Raw genomic sequence first — 23,083 nt, 5'->3', positions numbered from 1 at the left:
GTTCCTGCGCTTTGGAACCGGCCCTTTGGCATTTTATCGGCTTTAAAAGCTGGGTTTAGGGATTTGTATGATCAATCACTTCGCCGCGTGCCGGATAGTTTTTGGCAATGACGAAATCAAGCGCGCCAAGGATCTGATCGAACGCCGGGCGGGCAAACGGCATGGTCTGGACGGTGCCGAAATAAAGCGTGCCATCCGGACGCACCAGAAACAGACCGGGTTCAGAGAAAACAGCCGGTTCTTCATAACCGCTTGAGGTCACACCGTTCGAAGTCGAGATATAAAGACCCCATTCGCGCGCGTTATCGAGATCAAGGCCATAACCAAGATCAACATTCTCAAGTTCCCATTTCGCCTTGGCTTCGGTCGCGCGATCTTCGCCATCGGATGATACAACGACGACGTTGACACCGCGTTTGGCAAAGTCCGCAAGCTTGGTATCAAGGTCCTTGAGGTACTTGCCACAGATCGGGCAATGCAGGCCGCGATAGAATACGACCATGGTGAAGTTTTCCGGGCTTTGGTCGGCAAGTGACCATGTGCCGCCACCGACAAGCGGGACGGACAGGGATGGCACTTTCTGGCGCGGCATCAGCGGGGTAATTGCAGACATTTTGTTCCTCATGACTTGGTTCAGGTTTAATTGAGGTCAATTATGGAACGATCATTCTATAAATCAACAACAAAGAACCGCCATCACCGAACCGTGATGGCGGATGTTGTCTCGGGAAGTACTGTTATACCCGCTTGGCGACGATGAAGCGTGATCCGGTGTTGGCCGGATAGGAGCCGGTTTCGATGATGTCAAAGCCGCCAGACTGGATCATGCCCTCAAGGCGGGCGTAATTCAGGAAGTGAACGTGCGGTGCCTTGCCAAGTTTCTGCATGACCCAGATCAAGGGCTTGAGGTAACCAAGCTTCTCGCCAAGGCAGGGCGTTTTGGTGATGAACATGCCACCCGGCTTGATGACCTTATGTAGCGCGGCAATGGCGTCTTCGGGCTGATCAAGCAAATGCAGGATGTTAAAGCCAAGCACGACCTCATATTGGTCTGAGCCGTTGGCGATATCTTCGATTGTTTGTTTGGCGAATGTGACGTTGCCAATCGCCTGATCTTTGGCTTTGCCCTGGGCAATTTCGATCATACGCCCGGAAATATCGGTGGCCGTCAGGTGCCCGACACTATGGGCAAGTTTCAGGGCTGTGGTGCCGGTGCCACAGCCGATTTCAAGCACGTTCTGGTCGGGGGAAAGATAGGCGCGCGTGCGATCAAGGGTTTGCGCATAGGCGGCTTCGTTGCTGATCGGTTTGCGGGCGTATTTGTCGGCGGCAGAGTCCCAGAACGTGTCGCTGCGTTTCATGATGTGTCCGGCTTTTGCGCCCGGTTTGCGGGCATTGATTGATGTGCCGGACGATCAAGCAGTGCCAAGCAATGCGCAACACGAAACGGCACCGGAAGGTGGCTGTGATCTAGTCGAGTGCGTCCAGAATGGTCTCGCAATAGTCTTGCAAGGTTTCCTGATCCGCACCGCGGCGCGACATCAGTTGAACCCCCTGAAACGATCCAGCAAGGAACCGGGCGAGGGCGCGGACATTCTTGCCTTTGGAAATTTTTCCCTGATCAACAGCGCGGTTCAGTGCCGCAGCAAAGGTATCCTCGGCCCGACGGAATGCCTGATGGGCGATGGCAGCGGTTTCCGGGTCATGCGGGGCAAGCTCCATACCTGAATTTACCATCAGGCAGCCTTTGTGCCTTCCTTCTGCTGTGCCGGTTTTGGCGGCATCACGGAATGTCTTTTCAATCGCGGCGCGACCATCTTCGATGTTGCGCAGATCGGCAAAACGCTCGGCACTGATTTTCTGGCTGTAATGATCAAGGACGCGCAGGAACAGCGCCTTCTTGTCGCCAAAGCTTGCATACATGCTCGCGCGGTTCAGGCCGGTTTCATTGACCAAATCCTGAATAGAGGTCGCTTCAAACCCCTTGCTCCAGAAGATGTTCATGGCGTTATCAAGAACGCTTTCTTCGTCAAATGCACGTGGCCGTGGCATCAGCAGTTCCTTTGATCAGTTCCACACTTTGGAACGAATGTTCTATAACTCAGATAAAGATGGGACGAATGCGGTGGAAAATCAACTAAAGAGCTTGTGATAGTCAGACCAATCAGGATTTTACAATCCGGTCCAGCGTGACAAAGCTGTAATCCGGCCCGTCCGGATTGTCGATTTTTTGACGTGCGGTTTCGTGCCATTGTTCGGCGGGCAGGGGATCAAGGAAGGTGTCGCCCTCGATATCGGCATGGACTTCGGTCAGCTCATAACGTGTCGTGAAGGGCAGGGCGAGGTGATAAATCTGCGCGCCCCCGGCAATGATCACTTCATTAACACCATCGCGCACGGCGATTTCGTCGGCCAGTTCAACGGCTTCTTCAATAGTGTGACAAACCCTCACATTTTCATGATCAAACGACCAGTCGGTGTCGCGGGTCACAACAATTGTCGTTCGTTTGGGAAGCGGTCGGCCAATTGTCTCAAACGTCACACGCCCCATGATCATCGGCTTTCCAAGGGTAAGCGCCTTGAACCGTTTCAGATCTTCGGGCAATTCCCATGGCATCCAGCCATCCTTGCCAATCGCGCCATTCTGCGCAGCCGCAACCACGGCCACCCGTTCGATTTTTGTAACGCTCATTACACAGCAACCTTGCCGGCAATGTGCGGATGCGGGTCATAGCCGGTCAGTTCGAAATCATCATACTTGAAATCAAAGATCGATTTTACGGCCGGATTGATCTTCATGGTCGGAAGCGGCCGGGTATCACGCGAAAGCTGTTCTTCGACCTGATCAAGATGGTTGGTGTAAAGATGCGCATCACCAAGGGTGTGGACAAAATCACCCACCTCAAGATCGCAGACCTGCGCAATCATCATGGTCAGAAGCGCATAAGATGCGATGTTGAACGGCACACCCAGGAAGATATCGGCACTGCGCTGATAAAGTTGGCAGGACAATTTGCCATCAGCCACATAGAACTGGAACAGGCAGTGACACGGCGGCAGTGCCATATTCGGCACATCGGCAACGTTCCAGGCCGACACGATCAGGCGGCGGGAATCGGGATTGTTTTTGATCTGGTCAATCAGGCCGGTGATCTGGTCGATGGTTTCGCCGTTTGCGCCGCGCCATGACCGCCACTGGCCGCCATAAACCGGGCCAAGGTCACCGTTTTCATCAGCCCATTCGTTCCAGATGCGCACGCCATTGTCTTGCAGGTATTTGACGTTGGTATCGCCATCAAGGAACCACAGCAATTCGTGAATGATCGATTTCAGATGCAGCTTTTTGGTGGTGACCAGCGGGAAACCCTTGGAAAGGTCAAAACGCATCTGGTGACCAAAGATCGAGACAGTCCCGGTGCCGGTCCGGTCTTCCTTGCGCGTGCCGGTGTCGCGCACCAAACGCATCAGATCGAGATATTGCTGCATGCTGGTCCTTGCATTTTTGGAATCGCTTTTGTCGCAGCATAGTCAGGTCGGAACGCCTCGGCAAGCAGTGCGGGGTGTCGTGTGAAAGCCTGATTAAAATCCGTAAGGTCGCGAAATGTTCCCGCGAAAATCAAAAAAAGATTTCCCGATTCCCCTTGTGAAACGGGGACCATTTGCCCTATATAGGGGCTGTCGGGGCAACCCGACTACGGCGCTAAACTGCGTGACAGAATAGGCTTTACGGACCCGGGGGCGGTACCCGGCGGCTCCACCAAAATTTATCGGTTGTCCGACTCAGACAATCTTCGTGGGGCCGAAATAGGATCGACGTGAGCAGTAAAAGTCAATGTGGGCGCTCGGCATGGTACCACCGCATCGGGCCAATGTTTGTAAATGCAAACGACAACAATGCTCCGGTCGCTGTTGCCGCCTAAGCGGTACTAGCACCAAAGCGAAATTCCGATTGCCGGGAGCGGTAATTTGGTGGGGGACGGGGCACCTAGCAACAGAACGCCCCACTCTTGTATTTCTTTCCCGCTTCGTTATGAATAGAGTCATTATCAAACGCGCCGAGATGCAATTGGCGCGCAGAGATGCCATATGACAATGACGGAACGCGCCGGACGTACCCGGTGGTTTCGCCAGATACAGGATTACTGATGCAAGAACCGGAAGAATTCCGCTACGATCTTATGGTCGACCAGGCGCTGCGCGGTGTGGTGAAAGACATCCTTGCGCGCGTGGCCGAAGAGGGCCTTTTCGGAGAGCATCACTATTATATCACCTTCCAGACCAATCATCCCGGTGTGGCCCTGCCTGAAAGCCAGCGCAAGGCGCATCCAGACAACATCACCGTTGTTCTGCAACACCGGTTCTGGGATCTGAAATCCGAAGATGATCACTTCTCGGTCGGAATGAGCTTTGATGGCATGCCGACCACGGTGGTCGTTCCGTATGATGCGATGCTGGCCTTTGTCGATCCGTCTGCCAACTTCATGCTGACATTCAGCGTCGAAGAGGAAATGGACGACGAAGATTTCGATTATGATGAAGATGATGATCTTGATGCCGATCTGATGGACGACGAAGAGGGCGCGCCAACCCTGGTGGCCGAACAACCGTCCAAGGCCCGCAATAAAAAGCCCAAGCCGGATGCCAATGAAACCGGCGAGGTCATCGCACTTGATGCGTTCCGAAAGAAATAGAAGATTTAAAGGGCAGGCGTGATCTGCCCTTTTTCTTTGTCTGGTCCCGTTGATGTTTCCCGCGTCCGGGGTTCCCCTAATGTATCGTGGCAATTTGGTGCAATTGGCGCTAAAACCAGCCTCACAAAGAACAAACCCACCTTGTTTTTGAGAGAGACGAGAACCTTCCGATGAGTGATTTTGTCTATAAACCCATGTTTGAGCAGGGGAAAGACACCACCCCTTACCGCAAGATCGGGGATGAGGGCGTTTCGACCGTTGACGTCAATGGCGAGACCTATTTGAAAGTAGAACCTGAAGCGATCGAAAAGCTGACCCTTCAGGCTTTCTTTGATTGCTCGCACCTTTTGCGTCCGGGGCATCTCGAACAGCTGCGCAAAATCCTTGATGACGAGGAAGCCACCGCCAATGACAAGTTCGTGGCGATGGATCTTTTGAAGAACGCCTCTATCGCATCGGGTGGCGTTTTGCCGATGTGTCAGGATACCGGTACGGCCATTGTCATGGGCAAGCGCGGTGGCAAAGTCATCACCGATGGTTCTGATGAAGAAGCCCTGTCAAAGGGCATTTGGCAGGCCTATCAGAAACACAATCTGCGCTTCTCGCAGGTATCGCCGAAAAACATGTTCGAGGAAAAGAACACCGGCTCGAACCTTCCGGCACAGATTGATCTCTATGCGACCAAGGGCGATGAATACAAATTCATGTTCATGGCCAAAGGGGGCGGGTCTGCCAACAAAACCTTCCTGTTCCAGCAGACCAAGGCACTTCTGAACCCCGAAAGCCTGCGCAAGTTCCTGGACGAGAAAATTCGTACGCTGGGGACCTCTGCCTGCCCGCCTTATCATCTGGCGGTCGTTATTGGCGGTACATCTGCCGAGGCGTGCCTTAAGACCGTGAAAATGGCATCAGCCCGTTATTACGATAACCTTCCGACCGAAGGTGGCGATCATGGTCAGGCCTATCGCGACCTTGAATGGGAACAGAAGATCCTTGAGATGACCCGCGAAATGGGCATCGGCGCGCAGTTTGGTGGCAAGTATTTCTGCCACGATGTGCGTGTGATCCGCCTGCCGCGCCATGGTGCAAGCTGCCCGGTTGGTTTGGGCGTGTCATGCTCTGCCGACCGTCAGATCCTGGGTAAAATCACCAAGGACGGTATCTTTATCGAGGATCTCGAACATGATCCGGCGAAGTACCTGCCGCAGGTCACCGACGAGCATCTTGACGACGAAGTGGTCAAGGTTGACCTGAACCGTCCGATGGAAGAGATCCGCAAGCAGCTTTCGCAATACCCGGTCAAAACCCGTCTGTCGCTGACCGGGACCGTGATTGTGGCGCGTGACATCGCACATGCCAAAATCAAGGAACGCCTTGATGCCGGTGAAGAAATGCCGGAATACCTGAAAAACCATCCGGTTTATTATGCCGGTCCGGCCAAGACGCCCGAAGGTATGCCGTCCGGATCGTTTGGTCCGACCACGGCCGGGCGTATGGATGCCTATGTCGAACAGTTCCAGGCCGCAGGCGGTTCGTTCGTGATGCTGGCCAAGGGTAACCGGTCAAAGGCGGTCAAGGATGCCTGTGCCAAATATGGCGGGTTCTATCTTGGCTCCATCGGTGGTCCGGCAGCCCGTCTTGCGCAGGACTGCATCAAGAAGGTCGACGTTCACGAATATCCGGAACTTGGCATGGAAGCCGTCTGGAAGATCGAAGTCGAAGACTTCCCGGCCTTCATCGTCATTGATGACAAGGGCAACGATTTCTTTGCCGAATTCGGCATCTGATCCGAAATCACGGCCATTAAAGTCAAAACGGCGCAGGGGAAACCTTGCGCCGTTTTTGCTTTGCATAGCTGACCTCAGGTCAAAGGGGTTGCTGCGGTGCGCAAGAAATGGTCTGATTTGGGCAAAATCAACCCCTTGCTGGATAACCTGTTATGTCTGAAACTTCCGCGCTCTCTGCCACCGGTGCGACGGAAAGCCGACTGGTTGGTGTGACTGCTGCACTTGCGACGGTTTGCATCTGGGCCGGTTGGCTGATTGCCACCCGCTACGCCATGACGTCAAGCTTTACCGCCGTTGATATTGGCCTGATGCGTTTTGTTGTGCCTTTTGTCCTGCTTGCCCCGATCTGGATTAGGAAAGGCATCTGGCCCAAGGGCCTTTCATTGGCCAACGGGCTTTTGATGATCGTTGGCTCCGGCGCGTTTTACACCCTGATGGTTGCAAGCGCCCTTGAGTTCGTTCCGGCAAGCCATGTTGGCATTCTTTTGCCCGGTGTGATGGCCGTGTGGGCGGTTCTGATTGCCATGCTTCTGTTTGGTGAACGTCCGGGCAGGGTTCGCATCGTTGGCTATGCCGCCGTGGTGATTGGCGTGGCCTCCCTGGTGGCCCTTAAACCGGCCGGTGTCATCAGTGATGACATGCTGATGGGCTATGGCCTTGTTTCGGCCGGGGCCTTTATGTGGGCGTGTTACACGCATGCGATGCGTCAAAGCGGCCTTGGCGCGCTTGAAGCCGCGTCCTTTGTCGGGTTCTGGTCATTTGTCGTGATGGCGATTATCGCGCTGTTTACCGGCACCACGATTGGCGATGCGCCGGCAGGCGACATCATGATGTTGCTCACAGCGCAGGGTTTGCTGGCCGGGTGTGTTGCCGTAATTACCTATGGCCTTGCCGTGCGCCATATCGGATCGACCGGTGCATCGGCCTTTGGTGCGATGACGCCGGCCCTGACCGCACTTGGCGGCGTAATCCTGCTGAGTGAACCGGGCAACCTTGCGCTGGTTTTGGCGGTGGTTCTTGTAATCCTTGGGGTGATGACTGCATCCGGTGTGTTTCGTCGCGTACGGATTTAGGCCCGTGAACTGACTGTTTTTCAATCAGGGCATTTTCACCATCTGATGAACATCAATTAAGTGTGCTGCACATGCGAAATATCCTTTTCGCGTGTGCAGCTTTAGGTTATTGTAATGCACGTGATGGCAACGGCGCCACTCACCTAATGATTTATCGGCAGGCAACGAGGCTTGCGCAACTTTGTCAGCGTCTTTTGGTGGCGCTGGACGGTTATGCCTCGGAGTTAGTCAAATGCTTGCTGGTTTTATTCGCTCTATTTCCCCTGAAAACGATCCAGAATTTAACGGCCCCAATCGCAAAACCAGCATGACCGACATCCTGCGGCTGTTGCGGACGGTCAGTGCTGTCGCCGATGAGGCCGCAGACAAGGAAACGGCGGTTACCCAAATCCTTTCGGCAGTGTGCAATTATTGTCAGTGGCCGGTTGGGCATGCGTATCTGCGTGTGGATGACAAACTTACGTCAGCGGGTATCTGGTCAATCAGTTCTTCGATTGCCGCGGGTGACATTGCCGAATTTCGCACCCAGTCCGAACAGACTGTGTTTGCGATCGGGCAGGGGCTTATTGGTAATGTCGCGGCAACCGGTTCGCCTGTGTGTATCGCCGATGTCACCGTGAAAGACGGCTTTTTGCGTGCTGCGGCGGCGTCCAGAAACGGGTTGCGCGGCTGTTTTGCCCTGCCAGTCAAGCTGGAGGGGCAGACAGAAGCCGTCATTGAATTCTTTAGCCCGGGCGTCGCACAGCTTGATGACGAGATGCTTGAGCTTCTTGGGTTTGTTGGCGGGCAGGTTGCGCGTGTGCTGGAACGTGAACGCGTCATTCGGTCGCGTGAGGCCCTGGCATCAAGCTTTGAGTCGCAAGTTCAGGGAACCGTTGGCATGGTGGCGGCTGCTGTCAGTCAAATGCGCGGTGCGCTTGATGTATTGGCCGAGAGCACAGATCAAACCCGCAAATGCAGTAGCGGCATTGATGATGCGACAGGGCGGGCCATTTCACGGATTGAAGACGTCGCAGACCAGATGGAAAGCCTTAAGGATGCGTTGGCCGTCGTTGGTACGGATGCGTCCGAAACCGTCAAGATTACCCACGATATGGGCAGTCAGGCTCGCGAAATGCGCGCCGGATTTGCCGCACTGCAAGATCGTGCTGCCGATGCTGAGAAGATGCTGGCTTCCATTTCTGCCATCGCAGCGCAGACCAAGATGCTGGGCCTGAACGCCTCGATTGAGGCGGCGCGCGTCGGTGAGGCAGGCAAGGGGTTTGCGATTGTCGCCAAGGAGGTCAAGGCGCTTGCAGGCCAGTCTGCCAGTGCGACCGAGGATATCGCACGCTGGATGAGTGAAATACTCGACGCGATTTCTAAAGCGGGTAACGATATCGAACAGATTGCCGTGGCGATGGATAATCTTCAGAACCGGGCAGAGGCGACGGCGACACAAGCCGATCAGCAAACAGAAACCTGCGTTTCGGTTGCATCATGTGTCGATGCGGCGGTCGCAGATTCCCGCTTGGTTGGTGATGGTGTCTCGGAAATTACCGCAGCGATCAAACACAGTGAGCACGTATCAAGCGAGCTCGGGAACGCTGCCCATGACCTTGAAAAACAGGGTGCAGATTTAAGCGCCCGCGTCGAAGGATTTGTTGGCAAGATACGGATCGCCTAGTGACCTAGGGTGATCCATTCATCCGGTTTTGAACATGATGGGCTGTGCGTCGGGCAACCAAACGCGCCAAGGGTGGCCCGAAAAGCAGCACCATGAAGAAACGCGTCGCTTGCAGCACAAGTATGAATGACAAATCAACATTCGTGCTGGCGGCGATGATCGCCACGGAATCAAGCCCGCCCGGGCTGGTTGCCAGATATGCCGTGAGTGGATCAACACCCATAAAGACAACCAGAAGAACCGATATTCCGGCACAGAAACCGATCAGAACAAAAATCGATAGCAGGATTTTGGGAAGAGCCTGGGCCGCGTGGCGCAAGACCGGTGGGGTGAATTTCAACCCGATCACCCAGCCGATCATGGCGTAGGTCAGACCCAGAAACCATTCCGGCAATACAACATCAACAAACCCGCCGACATGCAGGATCATGGTGACAATGATTGACACCAAAAGCGGACCGGACGGCAGACCTGATTTGAAACCGATGAAACAGCACGCCACAACAAGACAAAGTGTGATGGCAAACCCGCCAAGATCAAAGGCAGGGAACCATTCATGCGGGCCCATGGCAGCGAGCATTTCCGGATCCACCCAGAAGTTGGCGACGCTTGATGCCACAGCGACCACGATCACGACCCGAACATACTGCATGAATGCCACAAGCCTTGCGTCCGCACCAAATGCGTCGGCCATAATTACCATTGCGGATGCAGCACCGGGCGTCGATCCCCAGATGCCTGCGGTACCGGGCAAGACCTGTTTGACACATAAAATCCAGCCCAAAAAGCTGCTGGCAACAAGGGTAATGGCGGCAATGCCAAGGATCATGGGCCAGTCAGAGGCGAAGGATGTCAGAATTCCGACCGTCATCGATCCACCGATCATGACCCCGAGGACTGATTGCGCACCAAGATAAAGTGGTTTTGGCATGGAAATGGTCGCGCCGTTCGTGCCCATCGCAATACCGATGATCATTGGCCCAACCAAAAGAGAGGCCGGGACATTCCAGTCATGCAACAGAACGGAAAAAACCAACGAAACCGATATCAGCAATAGCCACTGAACCGGTTTGAAAAGTCGGCCAATGCGTTCTTTGGGTGGGTGTATGATGGATGTGGTTTGTTCGGATGACACGATAGGGGCCCTTGTCGCGAATGGCAGGCAACTGATCGCGGGTGGCGCGATATGATGCAGGTCTGACGCTTCTGGGGAAGGCGCCGAGGTGGGGACGCCAATTATAAACAGAGAACAGGAAAGAAGCGAGTATTTGCGTGCGTCCACATGATGACTGGCAGACCATGCTTGGAGAGTATCGCAGGGTTTTGTATGACGGTTGCAAACACTTAGTCGTGAAAGGGACCCTTTTGTGAGCACCGATCCAATCGATTTTCAGTTTGATGGCGATGAAAGTGCCAGGCAGACAATTATTCTGGCCCACGGGGCGGGTGCGCCAATGGACAGTCCGTTCATGAATGACATGGCATCCGAACTGGCAAGGCATGGTTTGCGGGTTGCGCGGTTCGAGTTTCCCTATATGGCGAAACGCCGCATTGATGGCAAAAAGCGTGGTCCGGATCGGGCACCGGTACTGACCGGGTTTTACGGCGATGTCGTTCGCCAGCTGGGTGAACCTGAAAAGCTTATCATTGGTGGCAAGTCCATGGGGGGACGGATTGCCAGCATGGTTGCAGATGATCTTGGGGTGGGCGGACTTGTCTGCCTTGGCTACCCGTTTCATCCACCGGGCAAGCCTGAAAATCTGCGCACTGAACACCTCAAGGTACTGAGAACCCCTGCGCTGATCTGCCATGGTACGCGCGATCCGTTTGGCCGTCCTGACGAAATTGCGGGTTACGGGCTTTCGGATCGTATTGCGCTTCACTGGGTTGAAGACGGCGAACATGATTTCAAGCCACGCAAAAGTTCAGGACGGACCCAAAATCAGAACATCGTGGATGCCGCCGCGGCCATATCCGGGTTTGCACAATCACTGACCTGAAAGATACGGCCCGCGATCACTACGGGCCGTATCGTGCGGGGTTTGCGGGGATTGGGGCGCGAGGGGTGTTACGCCATTACTGTTTCGTTTCCAGTTTCCTTGAACTGTTGGGCGTATTCGGGGGAAAGTTCGGCGGTTGGGCTAAAGATATCAATGCGTACACCATTGGGATCAAGCAAGGCGAAGTGACGCTGTCCCCATGGTTCATCACGCACTTCAAGGGCGAATTCAAACCCGGCTTTGCGCAAGGTTGCTGCCGCGTCGTTGGCTTCGTCGACTTCAAGGCTAAGAACGGTGCCTTCGCCGACGGTGGCCGCCTGGAAGATGTCAGGTTGGGTCTCGTGACCCGGTTTCATCAGGCCAAGCTGAACCGATGGCGCAGATGGCCAGACAAGCTGGCAATACCATTCCCCGTCAAAGACAGGTTCGAAGCCAAGCTTTTTGTAGAAAGCGCGGCTCTGGGTGAACTTGTCGGTGATAATGATCTGAAACGCGTTGGTGACTTTCATCGTCATGCTCCTGACGTTGGGGTTAAATCCTGTCCCGATTTGAAGATGTTTGCACATCCCTCCTGACAGGAGCCTGTCAGGAGCGGTATGATAATTTTTGGGGCAGGATGACAAAGGAGTGACCATGAGAAGGGCCGACCGACTATTTCGTCTTGTTCAGATCCTGCGCCGCCGGAAACTGTGCCGCGCATGTGATCTTGCCGAGGAGCTGGAAGTTTCCGAACGCACGATTTATCGCGACATCCGCGACCTTGCTGCATCGGGTGTTCCGGTCGAAGGTGAGGCAGGTGTGGGATATATCCTGCGCGATGGATATGACCTGCCGCCATTGATGTTTGATGCCGACGAGATCGAGGCGCTTGTCGTTGCTGCCCGTATGGTTCAGAGCTGGACTGACCCGCAGATGGCCCGTGCTGCGGGTGATGCGCTGACAAAGATCGAAGCCGTCCTGCCCGAGAAAATCCGCGGACTGGTCGGCGGCGTTCCGATTGCCGTTGCCGAGATCGCGCAGGAACCGATTGCCATTTCCATGCCCGACCTCAGGCGCGCCATTCGCGAACGGTATTTGATAGATATCGATTACACCGATGCAAAAGGGGACAATACCCGTCGCCGTGTCTGGCCGCTTGGCATGTTGTTTTTTGGCAGCACGTGGCTTTTGGCCTGCTGGTGCGAATTGCGCGAGGCCTTTCGCGTTTTTCGTGCGGACCGGATTGCGCATATGGATATATCGACATCACGCTTCCGTCCGGTTCCGGGGCGTTCGTTGCGCGATTATCTGATTTCCGAAGGTGTAGAAGGCGAGATACTCAATGGCGTCGGTCGATAACGAATTTGTTCAGATGGTTACCGAACTGCTGACCCCTTTGGGTGCCATTCGGCCAAGGCGGATGTTTGGTGGCTTCGGGCTTTATTGTGACGGGATGTTTTTCGCACTTGTATTTGATGATGTCCTGTACCTCAAAGGGGATGATCAGACACAAGAGGCCTATGACGCGCTGGGCATGGCAAGGTTTGTTGTGCCATCACAGAAAAGCCCCCACACCATTGGCTATTTCGAAGCGCCCGGGGAATGGCTTGATGATGAAGACAAGCTTCTTGAATTCGCCCATATGGCCCTTGGGGCGGCTCATCGGGCGCATGCCCAGAAAAATCGTCCCAAAAAGAGGGCGCGAAAACAACCTGTTGAATAAGAGTTTAAACAGGGGCCAAGCGAACAGCCGATCTTTGCGGGCTAAGCACAATCAGGGGATGTTCGCATGTGTTTATCCTGTATAATCTTTATACAGGATAAAGAATGCATTAGGTCTCGGATAAGTGGCAGCCCCTAGTTTCTGGCAAGGTTTTGCAAACACGTTGAAAATTCGGACGGACAAGCCGGAACTGGTGCGCGCCCAGGTCAATGCCCTGACACGTCAGATCCCCGTCCTTTACATGTTGCTTCTGGCCAATGCGGTGGCGCTTGCCTATACCCACTACGGGACGGCGCCGGACTGGATGACGATCCATTCGGTGATTGTGCTTGGTGTCATTTGTATCGCGCGTGCCATTGCCTGGGGCCGGGCGCGGGTAGATGTTGATAATGTCGATGCCTGCATACGTCACCTCAAGCGGATCAGGGTTCTTGCGGTCGTCATCTCTGTCCTGTTTACCGCATGGGCAATCTACATGTTCGGTTTTGGCGACGCCTTTCAACGCGGTCATGTCGCCTATTTCATATCAATCACGGTTGTTGGCTGTATTTTCTGTCTGGTGAATTTTCCACCTGCCGCCTTGCTGGTGGTGGGGATTGTGCTGGGCACTTTCGTGATCTTTTTCGGGACCAGTGACAATGAGGTTTATGTCGCTATCGCCGTGAACATGGCGCTGGTTTCCGTGATGATCGTTCAGATTATCCGAAGCTTCTACGCCAACTTTGCGGGCCTGATTGAAACCCAGAACGATCTTGAGGTGCAGCATCGGGCAATGATTGATTTGTCACGCCAGAATGAGGCGCTGGCACTGATTGACCCCTTGACCGGATTATCGAACCGGCGCGCCTTTTTTGCGACCCTCGAAGAGACTGTTAACTCGGTCACGGACAATGAAACATTCGCCGTGGCGATGATCGATCTGGATGGTTTCAAGCCGGTCAATGATGTCCACGGGCATCCGTCTGGCGACGAATTGTTGCAACAAGCGGGAATGCGCCTTCGCAAGATTCTTGGTCCGGAAACGCTTCTGGCCCGCCTGGGCGGGGATGAGTTCGGCGTATTGCTCAAGGGCTATGACAGCCCGATGGCGTTGATGGCGACCGGCAAGGAGCTTTGTGACGACCTCAATCGTCCATTCATCCTCAATGGTGTGACGGTTCAGGTCTCTGCCTCGCTGGGGTTTGCGACCTATCCGACAGTTGCGCGCAGCCCGAATGGCTTGTTCGAGCGGGCCGATTTTGCCCTGTATCATGCCAAAAAGAACGCACGTGGTGAGGCCGTTCTCTTTGCGGCCCATCATGAAACATTGATCCGCCATGACTCCCAGATCGAACAGGCCCTTCGCAAGGCAGACTTGTCCAAGGAGCTTAGCCTGCACTATCAGCCGGTCTTCGATATTCAAACCGGGCAGGTCAGTTCCGTTGAGGCACTGGCACGTTGGGAAAGTGTCTTGATGGGGCCGGTGTCGCCGGGGACATTTTTCCCGGTGGCGGAAAAGACCGGGCAGGTCAGTTTCCTGACCCGGGTTCTGTTTGAAAAACTGCTCAGAGATATGTCGAGCTGGCCTGAAAAACTGCCGGTCTCTTTCAACCTGTCTGCGCGCGATATTGTTTTGTCCGATACCGTCCAGTGGCTGATTGATGAAATCAAAAACCATAAAATCGACCCCGGTCGATTAACATTCGAGGTTACCGAAACCGCGTTCTTGCGCGATTTCGAAGCAGCGCGCACAAGCATCCGGTACCTGCGCGAGCACGGCGCGCGTATCGCCCTTGATGATTTCGGTATCGGCTATTCCAGTCTGCGCTATGTCCACGAGCTGGAATTTGATGTGCTTAAGGTCGACCGCATTTTCGTGGCCCCAATACCGCATAGCGAGCGCAGCCGCCGCATTGTGAAGACAGTACTTGATATGTGCCAGAACCTTGGCATCGACTGTGTTCTTGAAGGCATCGAAAGCGAAAGCCAACGCGATGTTCTGACCGGGATGGGCGGACGGTTGATGCAGGGCTATTTCTTTGCAAAGCCGGAACGTGACATCAGGCTTGATGGATTGGCGGGCACATCGAAGGACTAAACCGATAGGTTTTTATGAAATTGTGCGGGCTGCGACTCGGTTAATAATCCCGCAACCAGATGGCGGTACTCTGTCAGAAGACGAACCGGTATCGACATAGAGTGACGTGATCATCGGTTCCGAATTTTGATGGTAACGGGGCCGTGACCATGTCATCGCAGACAGAAACTTTGCATGCATCCGCAATGACCGTCGCGGGCGAGATTGATCTTGCCCCGGAAATCCGCACCCGCCTGCGTCACCTTATCGACAGCCTCCCAGACCAGCCGGCCCGTCTTCGGGTTTTAGGTCACGTATTGCTTGATCTTGGTCTGTCTGAACTTGCGTTAAATGCCTTTGGCCGCGCGTTACTGATTGATGATCTTGATGGCGCGACCCATCTGGGCCTGACCCGGGTTTATATTCAGACCGGACGCCGCGACCTTGGCCTTGAACATCTTGAAATTGCCATCAGTCTGCGTCCGGACGCACGGGAATTGCGGGTTCTTGCCGCAGACCTTCTTGGGTGCCGGGATAAAATGCGTGCACTTGATCAGCTTGGTGCCGTGCTTGCCTCTGAACCGGATCATGCTGGCGCGCGCAAAGGGCTGGCCAATTTGGTGCGCGCTGCCATATCAAGTCGCATGCAGAATGGCTCTGGAAAGGCTGACACCAAACGCGCAGAGCCCGCTTTGGATCGTCGGCAAATCTTGTGGGGGGACGTCGAGCCGTTCGATGACCTTGTACATTCTTGTGTCGGTTCGGCGCGCTACGTTTCCTGAAAACCAGTTTCCTAGCGATTAGAGGCCGTCGCGGCCGGGATCATGGCTGATTGCAACGAAACAATCGTGAAATCATCATCAAGCTGTGCTGGTGCCCGGTCCATGAACTGGTCCGCGATTTGGGCTGCCAGGTCAATGTCAGCCCCGCCTTCCAGAACAGTATCCTGTAACATCGTAAGCAAGCCTTGCTCACACAGGAACTGGCCATGATCAAGGGTGGTTTCAATCAGTGCGTCACTGTAAAGCAAAAGGAAACTGTCCTTGTCAAAGGGCACTTCACGTGTTTCGTATTGGGCATCGCGGACAACACCAAGGGGCACGCCGGATCCGTCAAGGTAGCGCGCCTCGCCCGTGACACTGTTGCCGAGTACCGGCGACGTGCAGGCAGCACTGGCATAGGAAAAGACGTTCTTTTGCCGATCAACGATACCATACAGCATGGTCGCGTATTGGCCGACAGGCAGAAGTCCCTTGAGGTGGCGGTTGAGTACCTGCAAATAGACATCAGGTGCCTGCTCATGGAGCTGTTCTGACCAGATCAGGGAATGAAGGCGAAATGTGTTAAGCGCGGCCCCCAGTCCATGACCGGCGAAATCGACAATATAGACCCCCAACCGATGGTCATCTATCGGGACCAGGCCCCACATGTCGCCACCCAGTTCCGAGGACATCTGGAATGTCGCACTGATGCGCATGCCGTAATCCATCCCGACACCACGATAATGTTCGGGCGCCGGGTTCAGGTTTTCTTGCATGTTGCGTGCAATTTCCAGTTCCGACTGCGTGCGTTCCTGATAGGCCTGAAGCCGTTGCACGAGAAGGCGGTTTTCCAGATGGATCTTCGTACGTGCAATCAGTTCGGCCTTGTTTAGGGGCTTGAGAATGAGGTCAGTGGCACCGTCATCGAAAATTCGCGTGCGGCCTTCGTTTTCTTCAAGTGCTGTCTGCGCGATGATCGGTGTCTTGGCATAGGCCGGATCTGCGCGAACTGCCTTGCATACGGCATATCCGTCCAGCTTGGGCATGATGATATCAAGGATAATCAGGTCGGGATTATGTTCCTTGATCTGGGCAATCGCGTCTTCACCATCCTTGGCAAATACCAGATTGGTAAAGCCGTCCGCGCGCAAATAGGATGCAATGATTTCACGCGATAACATCGTGTCATCAGCAATCAGGATGGTTGCGTTCTGTGGAAGCCGAAGCTCTGCCTTCGGTGATGTGGCCAGTCGGCGTTCAAGATCGGTAAGAAATGCGGCATCTTGTGTGGCTTTTTCCGTCTGGCCATCATCAAAAGTCAGTTCAATTGTACGTCCTCCGCGCAGGAAATTGACGGACTGGCAAAGGCTCCTGATCAGGGGCAATCCCCGGCCAAAGGTCGTATCCTTGCGGTCAATATTGGCTGTCGCCTTTTCATCGGGCGGGATGAAGCCGTTACCCTGGTCGTTGATGGTGATGACGATATGACCATTCTTGCGTCGTCGTGCTGTCAGAACCATTGCACGTGCACCGTAATGCGCAGATGCAAGACGGCGCTCTGTTTCCTCGCCAAGCTCCTTGAAGCGGTCCATGGACAAATGGCCGCCTGTATCAAGCTCCAGGTTGCCGTGTATCAGAGAATTGGCAAAAGCTTCCTGCACCGCCATTTCAACCGACGATGCAATGCTATCGCCAATCAGTCCGCGATGGCGCAGGCTTGTCACAAACTTGCGGGCCACGGGCAGGTGATAAGCACTGCGCGTGGACAGACAAACCATAAGGTCATGTTTCGGTAATGGCTTCTTGCCTGCAACCGGCGCAAGGTCACCAAGGTCCAGTTCGGGAAAGCATTCGACGAAGGCTTCACAATTCAGGCGGATCAGACTGCCAAGCCAGTCACGGCCGACTTGAGAGGGCAGAACGCAAAACGAAAACCGACTTTGACTTGAAAAGTCTTCAGGTGTTGGTCCGAAGGCATACTTGACGGAAGTATCGTCTGGTCGGTGCCAGATATTTTTGCTGTCGAAAAGCAGGTCAACGTCTTCTTGCGCAACGGATTGCGCGACAGCGATCAAATGTTTTGCACGGGACTCACCGCCAGCAGGCATGGATCAGTCTTCCAGCCGGAACAGGGTGTCAAAACGCGCAACTTCAAGCATGCGGCGGACTTGCCCTTGTGCACCGCGCAAGGTCACAGTGGTGTTTGTTTTTTCGCCCTCATCACGGGCAAGCAACAGCATGCCAAGACCGGCGGAATCAATGAAATCAACACCGGCGATGTTCAGGACAAGGGTGGATGATTCATGCCCGCGGACTTCTTCGATCAGTTTGCGAAAACTCGAATGGTCTCCAAAAGTAAAGCGACCGGTCACTTCTACGGTGGTGATGCCATCTGCAAATTCTGTCTTGTAGTTCAAGTCCGAACTCCCCTTATCGCGTGTAACCAGAGCAAACACCCCGGTAATATCTATGCTTTTCTTAACGTTAAGCTGATTGTGTATGGTTTGGGTAGTGACTGCAACAAATGTTAGTAGTTGTGGGATGAGCAAGACTGTCGGTATGCTAACCCACAGTATTATATCGGGATACGAACAAGAAAATGCCAGAGCAGGCAAGCATCGTAATTGTTGAGGATACACTGTCGTTGGCGCGCGTGTATCAGGATTACCTGCGTGCTGATGGTCATGTTGTCGATCACGTTGTAAATGGGAGCAACGCGATCGAACGGCTGCGTCAGAACCCGCCAGATGTGCTTGTTCTTGACCTGGTTCTACCCGATATGGATGGCCGCGAAGTGCTTCGCGCCGCGGCCAATATTGCACCAAAATGCAAAATCGTTGTGATCACAGCACACGGATCGATCAATATCGCGGTTGAAGCGATGCGTGACGGTGCATGGGACTTTTTGCTAAAGCCGTTTACAGCTGACAAGCTGCGCGAAACTGTTGCAAACGCTGTTAAAGGCGCGCCAACACTTCAGTCGCCGCCAGATGAGCAAACGCAAGACACTGATACCGACGAGATGTATTTTGACATCATCGGTGGCTCAGAGAATATGCGTGATATTTATCGCATCATCGAAAATGCCGCGCCGAGCCGTGCCACGGTTTTTGTTACCGGAGAATCGGGCACCGGTAAGGAGCTTGCCGCAGAAGCGATCCATCGTCGTTCCGAACGCGCGAAAGAGCCATTCATTCCGCTGAACTGTGGTGCCATTCCCAAAGACCTGATGGAAAGCGAGATTTTCGGTCACGTCAAAGGGGCATTTACCGGGGCTGTTACCGACCGTGAAGGTGCTGCACACCGTGCCGACGGTGGCACATTGTTCCTTGATGAGATCTGTGAAATGGATCTTGATCTGCAGACAAAGCTTCTGCGTTTCATTCAAACAGGGTCATTCCAGAAGGTTGGTGGCAGTTCGATTGAAACAGTCGATGTACGCTTTGTCTGCGCAACCAACCGTGACCCTCTTGAAGAGGTCCGGTCCGGGCGGTTCCGCGAAGATTTGTATTACCGGCTGCACGTCATTCCATTGCATATGCCGCCCCTGCGTGATCGCGATAACGACATTCTGCAGATCGCCAATTTCTACCTGCAGCGCTTTACCCGCGAAGAGGGACGCGACTTTGAACGGTTCAGTCCCGAAGTCTCGGCGCTTTTTGCACGCTATTCATGGCCGGGCAATATTCGCCAACTTCAAAACATTATCCGCAACATCGTTGTGTTGAACAACGGGACCGAGGTGACGCTTTCGATGGTGCCGCGGCCGGTCAATAGTGGCTCCGACGGTGATCAATTCGGGTCGGGCACGATTGAGGCCCCGCCGCCACACCCGGTTGTTTCCAGTGAACCGGGCAGGCCCGGTCGCCTGTGGGAAGGGGACCCTGAAGCCCTTGCCTTTCTGGCCGGGGCGCGCCAGATGCGCAAGGTCGTTGAAAACCATCGGTCTGACCGGAACAATGAACTGCTTGGCGCAAGCGTTGGTATGAGCGTCGGCGCAGATGACGGAACTGAATTATCTCCACCATCATTTGGCGGAGGCGGGAGCCCCCTTGGCGAGATAAAACCCCTTTGGCTGGTTGAAAAGCAGGCCATAGAAGAAGCAATTGAACGTTGCGGGGGATCGATCCCGCGTGCTGCTGATGCGTTGGGAGTTAGTCCTTCGACGATCTATCGCAAAAAGCAGTCCTGGGAAGAAGACGACCACTAGGGTCGGGTGGCGAGTGGATCAAACCCAACTGGCCATGGCATCTTCAAGGCGTTTCCAGTCGGATGGTGTGCCGGGCAGACCAAATCGAACCTTGTTCACATCATGATCAAACAGCCGGACCAAAATCCCCCGCTGCGCCAGATGATCGGCCAAGGCACCACAGGCTGCGCCATCATAGTATCGAAACAAATCTGTTCCGCCAGATAGCACCAACTTGCTGTTTCCTATCACCATTTGATCCAGTCGCAAGGCGTCTGAGGCAAGGCGGGTTCGGGTTTCTTTTTGCCAATGCGTGTCCAAAAACGCGTTTGTCCCGACAACGATTGTCGGACCGGGAATGGCCCATGGGCCGATGCGACTTTCCAGATCGCTGGCAAGGTCGCTGTTCATGACAGCACAGCCAAGACGTGCGCCGGCCAGTCCGAAAAACTTGCCGAATGATCGCAGGACAATGGTGGTTGGGAGCTGGTCAATATCAGCGCAGACCGATTGGTCTGGCGTGCAATCCATAAAGGCTTCATCAACAACCAGCCAGCAACCACGCGCATTTGCAAGGCTGCCAAGTGCGACAATATCAGCTGATGCGAACATTGCGCCGTCAGGATTGTTCGGGTTTACCAGTATGATAACGGTTCCTGCTTTTGCGGTGCCAAGGATTGCCTTCGCCGTTTCGTATCTGTCTTGTGGTCGGGTTTGGTGGCAATCAATCTGATACCCCGCGCGTAGCCAGCAGCGTTCATGTTCGCCATATGTCGGTCCCATGACATGTACGCGTGTTTCCACTGTCGATACCATTTGGTCTTTAAGCCAGAAGGGAATGCTCTGGATCAGGGCCTGTGTGCCCGGTGCGCAGACAATGTGTTTGGTCGTCGGTGTTTGATAGTATGCTTTGGCAGCCTGCTTTAACGCATCAAGCTCCGCGCTGAGCGGTAGCCTTTGCCAATGCGCCAGATCAACGTTGCCGGGCGGGTAGGAAACCGGATTGATCCCGGTGGACAGGTCCAGCCAGTTCTTTGCGGGTATATTATAGCGCTTTGCCGCCGTGTCGATCGCACCACCGTGATTGATCGGGGTGTGATGCCTGGACTGTGTCTGGTCGTCTGTCATGTCTTGTGCCAAGCCTGATCCCGGTTGTCGTTCAGAAAGCCTTGTGACGGGGGCGTTTAACACGCTTGCCATCAAAGGAAGTGCTGCGTATCGTCCGGCCATACTCAATACCGGACATTTTCCCATGATCACACCCCAAAATGCCACCGACATTCAGGTTTGGCAGAAGCTTAACCCGCAACTTTCCATTTCTGCTGATGGCTCAGTGAAGGCCGAAATTGCCGCAACGGGCACAGATTGCGGTGGGTTTGATCGGGATGTGCTTTCGGATCGTTTTTGGGATGAAGGTTACTTTCTGCTGCGCGATATTCTGCCGACTTCCGACCTTGTGCGGCTGCGCGCGGGTATTGAAACACTGGTCGCAAATGGCATGTCACCGTCCCTTATTTATCTGTATGACGAAGCGTGGGGCGTATTTCGCCGGTTGCGTCCGCTGCTGAGCCACTTCTTGGGCGACAAGGTTGCTTTGCTACCACATTTCTGGGCGTGGCATGTCGATCCGCGTTCAGATGGCAGTGGTTGGCCGCCGCATCGCGATTATCAGGGTGAAAGTGTTATCGGGGATGACCTGTTGATCAGCCTTTCACTGTGGGTGCCGCTTAGCAATGCGACGCCAGAAAATGGCTGTATGTATGTCTTGCCACGAAACTTTGAAAAGACTTACAGGGCGCCGGTTTCAGCGCCTGATGAAGTCCTTTTGCAGGATGTTCGTGCGCTTCCTGCTCAGCCCGGCGCAGTCATGGGGTGGCGGCAGGATCTTTACCACTGGGGAGGACGTGCCAGCCCCCATACCAGTGAACCACGGATCAGCCTGTCACTCGAATTTCAGAACGCCGCATTTGATCCGCTTGCAGATGAATTGCTGGCACTGGACAATCCGCCGCCCTTTTTGCAGCGCCTGACCTTGATTGCCGCACAATTTGAAAAGTACAGGCACATGCAATCAATCGACCAGGATACCTTGGTTTGGGCGCAACAGTTGCTAAATGCATGCAAGGCAACCGTGTCCAGATAATCTGCGCGGCCTACTACTTTGTGTGACTCTGCGATCGGTTGGGTTGAGAAATGTCGTATGAAAGCCAATAATAACGATTGTAGCGCGTAGAGGGTGTGCAAATGGAATTGATTGATACCGCCCGGTTTAAAGAATTGTGTGACGCCCTTGGCAAGGATCAGGTCCTGCTTCTGGTGAATTTGTTGCCAGCATCTTACGAAGAAGAAAAAGTACTCCTGATCTCGGCGGCTGATAATCAGGATATTGAGGGCGTTCATCGATCAGCACATGCAATCAAGGGCATGGCGCGAAACATGGCAGCACATCAACTTGCGGAAATGGCGCTCGCACTTGAAAGCTTCGACGGTCATTTTGGTGATCCACTGTATGACCGGATTAAGCAGCTTGATCAGTCCGTGAACGATACGCTTGCGGCCATGCAGGAATTGCTGGCGACCAAATAGTCGGCCTTGTGACGTAATTAATTGCGTTCCCTGCCAAACCGCGCGTTCCAAGCCAGTTTTCGTGTGCGTTATTTTTTATTTCCTCTCAGCCGTTTAGGCAGACTGGCCGCGAAAAATACCATCAGCCAATAGAAAATGCCGCAACACCTCCTACATGAAATATTGATGCACCTCAGTTTAGCCGAGTTGAGCCAGGTGCCAAGACTGCTTGTGACCGTCCCAAAAAGGAGGCAAGAGTGGCGAGCTATAAGAAACTCTCTGGAGAAATTGATCAGGAAACTTCTGCACGTCGCCTGCGTGGAGCACCGACCTATGACAAGTGGCGCCGCGATGACCTGTATCATCTGGCCGCGCAGAAGGGGATCAAGAACCGGGCCAACATGTCGAACGAGGAATTGGTTGCCGCGCTGCGACAAACCCAATCAGGTGGCGGCTGAAAAGCTGGATAATCGATCTTGATATTGTAAAGTACCGGTTCCAATTCTGCTCCCCCGAGTTTATATACATATGTATATGTAAATCTGCCAATCGAGTTGGACGATACCCGACGGTCAATCGGGTGTTGTCGCGCG

23 protein-coding genes and 1 other RNA gene are annotated in these 23,083 nt (G+C 54.1%); 14 read left to right on the top strand and 10 right to left on the bottom strand.

What is annotated here, in order from left to right; genetic code table 11:
* Positions 1-55 precede the first annotated feature (55 nt).
* The 5 genes from AUQ43_RS19540 to AUQ43_RS19520 form a co-directional block, all read right to left on the bottom strand.
* The gene (locus AUQ43_RS19540) at positions 56-613 is read right to left on the bottom strand and encodes a peroxiredoxin-like family protein (protein WP_062957986.1); all 558 of its coding nucleotides are present in this window, start codon (positions 611-613) and stop codon (positions 56-58) included.
* Positions 614-737: 124 nt separating this feature from the next.
* Positions 738-1,361 (bottom strand): bifunctional 2-polyprenyl-6-hydroxyphenol methylase/3-demethylubiquinol 3-O-methyltransferase UbiG, encoded by a 624-nt coding sequence (locus AUQ43_RS19535; protein WP_062957985.1) that lies wholly within the window; start codon positions 1,359-1,361, stop codon positions 738-740.
* A gap of 109 nt (positions 1,362-1,470) precedes the next feature.
* The gene (locus AUQ43_RS19530) at positions 1,471-2,052 is read right to left on the bottom strand and encodes a TetR/AcrR family transcriptional regulator (protein ID WP_062957984.1); all 582 of its coding nucleotides are present in this window, start codon (positions 2,050-2,052) and stop codon (positions 1,471-1,473) included.
* Positions 2,053-2,164: 112 nt separating this feature from the next.
* Entirely contained in the window at positions 2,165-2,692 is a 528-nt protein-coding gene (locus tag AUQ43_RS19525; protein ID WP_062957983.1) for a dihydrofolate reductase, read from the bottom strand.
* Complete coding sequence (locus AUQ43_RS19520) at positions 2,692-3,486, bottom strand: thymidylate synthase (protein WP_062957982.1); 795 nt, start codon at positions 3,484-3,486, stop codon at positions 2,692-2,694. The genes AUQ43_RS19525 and AUQ43_RS19520 overlap by 1 nt, the downstream gene beginning before the upstream one ends.
* Positions 3,487-3,638: 152 nt before the next feature.
* On the opposite strand from AUQ43_RS19520, the gene ssrA reads away from it, so the two are divergent.
* The 5 genes from ssrA to AUQ43_RS19495 all read left to right on the top strand — a co-directional run bounded on the left by ssrA (position 3,639) and on the right by AUQ43_RS19495 (position 9,217).
* Positions 3,639-4,006: a transfer-messenger RNA gene (gene ssrA / locus AUQ43_RS19515) on the top strand.
* A gap of 139 nt (positions 4,007-4,145) precedes the next feature.
* Positions 4,146-4,691, top strand: coding sequence for an SspB family protein (locus tag AUQ43_RS19510; RefSeq protein WP_062957981.1), 546 nt, complete (start codon positions 4,146-4,148; stop codon positions 4,689-4,691).
* Positions 4,692-4,861: 170 nt separating this feature from the next.
* Entirely contained in the window at positions 4,862-6,478 is a 1,617-nt protein-coding gene (locus AUQ43_RS19505) for a fumarate hydratase (protein ID WP_062957980.1), read from the top strand.
* A 152-nt stretch (positions 6,479-6,630) separates the two neighbouring features.
* Positions 6,631-7,551: a DMT family transporter gene (locus AUQ43_RS19500; RefSeq protein WP_062957979.1), complete on the top strand. Its 921-nt coding sequence runs from the start codon at positions 6,631-6,633 to the stop codon at positions 7,549-7,551.
* 232 nt (positions 7,552-7,783) lie between these two features.
* On the top strand, positions 7,784-9,217 hold the full coding sequence (locus tag AUQ43_RS19495; protein ID WP_062957978.1) for a methyl-accepting chemotaxis protein: 1,434 nt from the start codon (positions 7,784-7,786) through the stop codon (positions 9,215-9,217).
* A 4-nt stretch (positions 9,218-9,221) separates the two neighbouring features.
* Here AUQ43_RS19495 and AUQ43_RS19490 read toward each other — a convergent pair whose 3' ends face one another.
* On the bottom strand, positions 9,222-10,352 hold the full coding sequence (locus AUQ43_RS19490) for an AbrB family transcriptional regulator (RefSeq protein ID WP_232310757.1): 1,131 nt from the start codon (positions 10,350-10,352) through the stop codon (positions 9,222-9,224).
* A 232-nt stretch (positions 10,353-10,584) separates the two neighbouring features.
* Between AUQ43_RS19490 and AUQ43_RS19485 the strand changes: the two genes are divergently transcribed.
* A complete protein-coding gene (locus tag AUQ43_RS19485) occupies positions 10,585-11,217 on the top strand; it encodes an alpha/beta family hydrolase (protein WP_232310756.1) in 633 nt (210 codons plus the stop codon).
* 68 nt (positions 11,218-11,285) lie between these two features.
* Here the strand turns inward: AUQ43_RS19485 and AUQ43_RS19480 are convergent, their stop codons facing one another.
* On the bottom strand, positions 11,286-11,726 hold the full coding sequence (locus AUQ43_RS19480) for a VOC family protein (protein WP_062958079.1): 441 nt from the start codon (positions 11,724-11,726) through the stop codon (positions 11,286-11,288).
* A 124-nt stretch (positions 11,727-11,850) separates the two neighbouring features.
* On the opposite strand from AUQ43_RS19480, the gene AUQ43_RS19475 reads away from it, so the two are divergent.
* The 4 genes from AUQ43_RS19475 to AUQ43_RS19460 all read left to right on the top strand — a co-directional run bounded on the left by AUQ43_RS19475 (position 11,851) and on the right by AUQ43_RS19460 (position 15,757).
* Entirely contained in the window at positions 11,851-12,555 is a 705-nt protein-coding gene (locus AUQ43_RS19475) for a YafY family protein (protein ID WP_062957977.1), read from the top strand.
* Positions 12,539-12,919, top strand: a complete 381-nt coding sequence (locus AUQ43_RS19470; protein WP_062957976.1) for a TfoX/Sxy family protein — start codon at positions 12,539-12,541, stop codon at positions 12,917-12,919. The genes AUQ43_RS19475 and AUQ43_RS19470 overlap by 17 nt, the downstream gene beginning before the upstream one ends.
* A 163-nt stretch (positions 12,920-13,082) precedes the next feature.
* Positions 13,083-14,996 (top strand): bifunctional diguanylate cyclase/phosphodiesterase, encoded by a 1,914-nt coding sequence (locus AUQ43_RS19465; RefSeq protein ID WP_232310755.1) that lies wholly within the window; start codon positions 13,083-13,085, stop codon positions 14,994-14,996.
* A 149-nt stretch (positions 14,997-15,145) separates the two neighbouring features.
* Positions 15,146-15,757 carry a hypothetical protein gene (locus AUQ43_RS19460; RefSeq protein WP_062957974.1) on the top strand — a complete coding sequence of 204 codons (612 nt, stop codon included), beginning with the start codon at positions 15,146-15,148 and terminating at the stop codon, positions 15,755-15,757.
* An 11-nt stretch (positions 15,758-15,768) separates the two neighbouring features.
* Here AUQ43_RS19460 and AUQ43_RS19455 read toward each other — a convergent pair whose 3' ends face one another.
* Together AUQ43_RS19455 and AUQ43_RS19450 are read right to left on the bottom strand one after the other, a co-directional pair.
* The gene (locus AUQ43_RS19455) at positions 15,769-17,844 is read right to left on the bottom strand and encodes a SpoIIE family protein phosphatase (protein ID WP_062957973.1); all 2,076 of its coding nucleotides are present in this window, start codon (positions 17,842-17,844) and stop codon (positions 15,769-15,771) included.
* A gap of 3 nt (positions 17,845-17,847) precedes the next feature.
* Positions 17,848-18,153 (bottom strand): STAS domain-containing protein, encoded by a 306-nt coding sequence (locus AUQ43_RS19450; RefSeq protein ID WP_062957972.1) that lies wholly within the window; start codon positions 18,151-18,153, stop codon positions 17,848-17,850.
* A 182-nt stretch (positions 18,154-18,335) separates the two neighbouring features.
* Between AUQ43_RS19450 and AUQ43_RS19445 the strand changes: the two genes are divergently transcribed.
* Complete coding sequence (locus tag AUQ43_RS19445; protein ID WP_062957971.1) at positions 18,336-19,946, top strand: sigma-54 dependent transcriptional regulator; 1,611 nt, start codon at positions 18,336-18,338, stop codon at positions 19,944-19,946.
* An 18-nt stretch (positions 19,947-19,964) separates the two neighbouring features.
* Here the strand turns inward: AUQ43_RS19445 and cobD are convergent, their stop codons facing one another.
* Positions 19,965-21,053 (bottom strand): threonine-phosphate decarboxylase CobD, encoded by a 1,089-nt coding sequence (gene cobD / locus AUQ43_RS19440; RefSeq protein ID WP_062957970.1) that lies wholly within the window; start codon positions 21,051-21,053, stop codon positions 19,965-19,967.
* A gap of 124 nt (positions 21,054-21,177) precedes the next feature.
* Here cobD and AUQ43_RS19435 point away from each other — a divergent pair, with 124 nt between their 5' ends.
* From AUQ43_RS19435 to AUQ43_RS19425, 3 genes are all read left to right on the top strand, one after another.
* A complete protein-coding gene (locus AUQ43_RS19435) occupies positions 21,178-22,068 on the top strand; it encodes a phytanoyl-CoA dioxygenase family protein (RefSeq protein WP_062958078.1) in 891 nt (296 codons plus the stop codon).
* A 101-nt stretch (positions 22,069-22,169) separates the two neighbouring features.
* Positions 22,170-22,511, top strand: a complete 342-nt coding sequence (locus tag AUQ43_RS19430; protein WP_062957969.1) for an Hpt domain-containing protein — start codon at positions 22,170-22,172, stop codon at positions 22,509-22,511.
* A 236-nt stretch (positions 22,512-22,747) separates the two neighbouring features.
* Positions 22,748-22,948, top strand: coding sequence for a hypothetical protein (locus tag AUQ43_RS19425; protein ID WP_062957968.1), 201 nt, complete (start codon positions 22,748-22,750; stop codon positions 22,946-22,948).
* Positions 22,949-23,083: the final 135 nt, after the last annotated feature.

The sequence above is a fragment of the Thalassospira sp. MCCC 1A01148 genome (assembly GCF_001613795.1).
Classification (GTDB): domain Bacteria; phylum Pseudomonadota; class Alphaproteobacteria; order Rhodospirillales; family Thalassospiraceae; genus Thalassospira.
Note: the sequence above shows the minus strand (reverse complement) of the source record. Positions and strands in the feature narration are given on the sequence as shown.

Bases quoted from the DNA above. Each gene is read 5' to 3' on its own strand.
- AUQ43_RS19455 (WP_062957973.1), bottom strand. From the start codon at position 17,844: ATGCCTGCTGGCGGTGAGTCCCGTGCAAAACATTTGATCGCTGTCGCG.
- AUQ43_RS19510 (WP_062957981.1), top strand. From the start codon at position 4,146: ATGCAAGAACCGGAAGAATTCCGCTACGATCTTATGGTCGACCAGGCG.
- AUQ43_RS19480 (WP_062958079.1), bottom strand. From the start codon at position 11,726: ATGAAAGTCACCAACGCGTTTCAGATCATTATCACCGACAAGTTCACC.
- AUQ43_RS19505 (WP_062957980.1), top strand. From the start codon at position 4,862: ATGAGTGATTTTGTCTATAAACCCATGTTTGAGCAGGGGAAAGACACC.
- AUQ43_RS19460 (WP_062957974.1), top strand. From the start codon at position 15,146: ATGTCATCGCAGACAGAAACTTTGCATGCATCCGCAATGACCGTCGCG.
- AUQ43_RS19430 (WP_062957969.1), top strand. From the start codon at position 22,170: ATGGAATTGATTGATACCGCCCGGTTTAAAGAATTGTGTGACGCCCTT.
- AUQ43_RS19475 (WP_062957977.1), top strand. From the start codon at position 11,851: ATGAGAAGGGCCGACCGACTATTTCGTCTTGTTCAGATCCTGCGCCGC.
- AUQ43_RS19540 (WP_062957986.1), bottom strand. From the start codon at position 613: ATGTCTGCAATTACCCCGCTGATGCCGCGCCAGAAAGTGCCATCCCTG.
- AUQ43_RS19535 (WP_062957985.1), bottom strand. From the start codon at position 1,361: ATGAAACGCAGCGACACGTTCTGGGACTCTGCCGCCGACAAATACGCC.
- AUQ43_RS19495 (WP_062957978.1), top strand. From the start codon at position 7,784: ATGCTTGCTGGTTTTATTCGCTCTATTTCCCCTGAAAACGATCCAGAA.
- AUQ43_RS19445 (WP_062957971.1), top strand. From the start codon at position 18,336: ATGCCAGAGCAGGCAAGCATCGTAATTGTTGAGGATACACTGTCGTTG.
- AUQ43_RS19500 (WP_062957979.1), top strand. From the start codon at position 6,631: ATGTCTGAAACTTCCGCGCTCTCTGCCACCGGTGCGACGGAAAGCCGA.
- AUQ43_RS19470 (WP_062957976.1), top strand. From the start codon at position 12,539: ATGGCGTCGGTCGATAACGAATTTGTTCAGATGGTTACCGAACTGCTG.
- AUQ43_RS19525 (WP_062957983.1), bottom strand. From the start codon at position 2,692: ATGAGCGTTACAAAAATCGAACGGGTGGCCGTGGTTGCGGCTGCGCAG.
- AUQ43_RS19520 (WP_062957982.1), bottom strand. From the start codon at position 3,486: ATGCAGCAATATCTCGATCTGATGCGTTTGGTGCGCGACACCGGCACG.
- cobD (WP_062957970.1), bottom strand. From the start codon at position 21,053: ATGACAGACGACCAGACACAGTCCAGGCATCACACCCCGATCAATCAC.
- AUQ43_RS19435 (WP_062958078.1), top strand. From the start codon at position 21,178: ATGATCACACCCCAAAATGCCACCGACATTCAGGTTTGGCAGAAGCTT.
- AUQ43_RS19530 (WP_062957984.1), bottom strand. From the start codon at position 2,052: ATGCCACGGCCACGTGCATTTGACGAAGAAAGCGTTCTTGATAACGCC.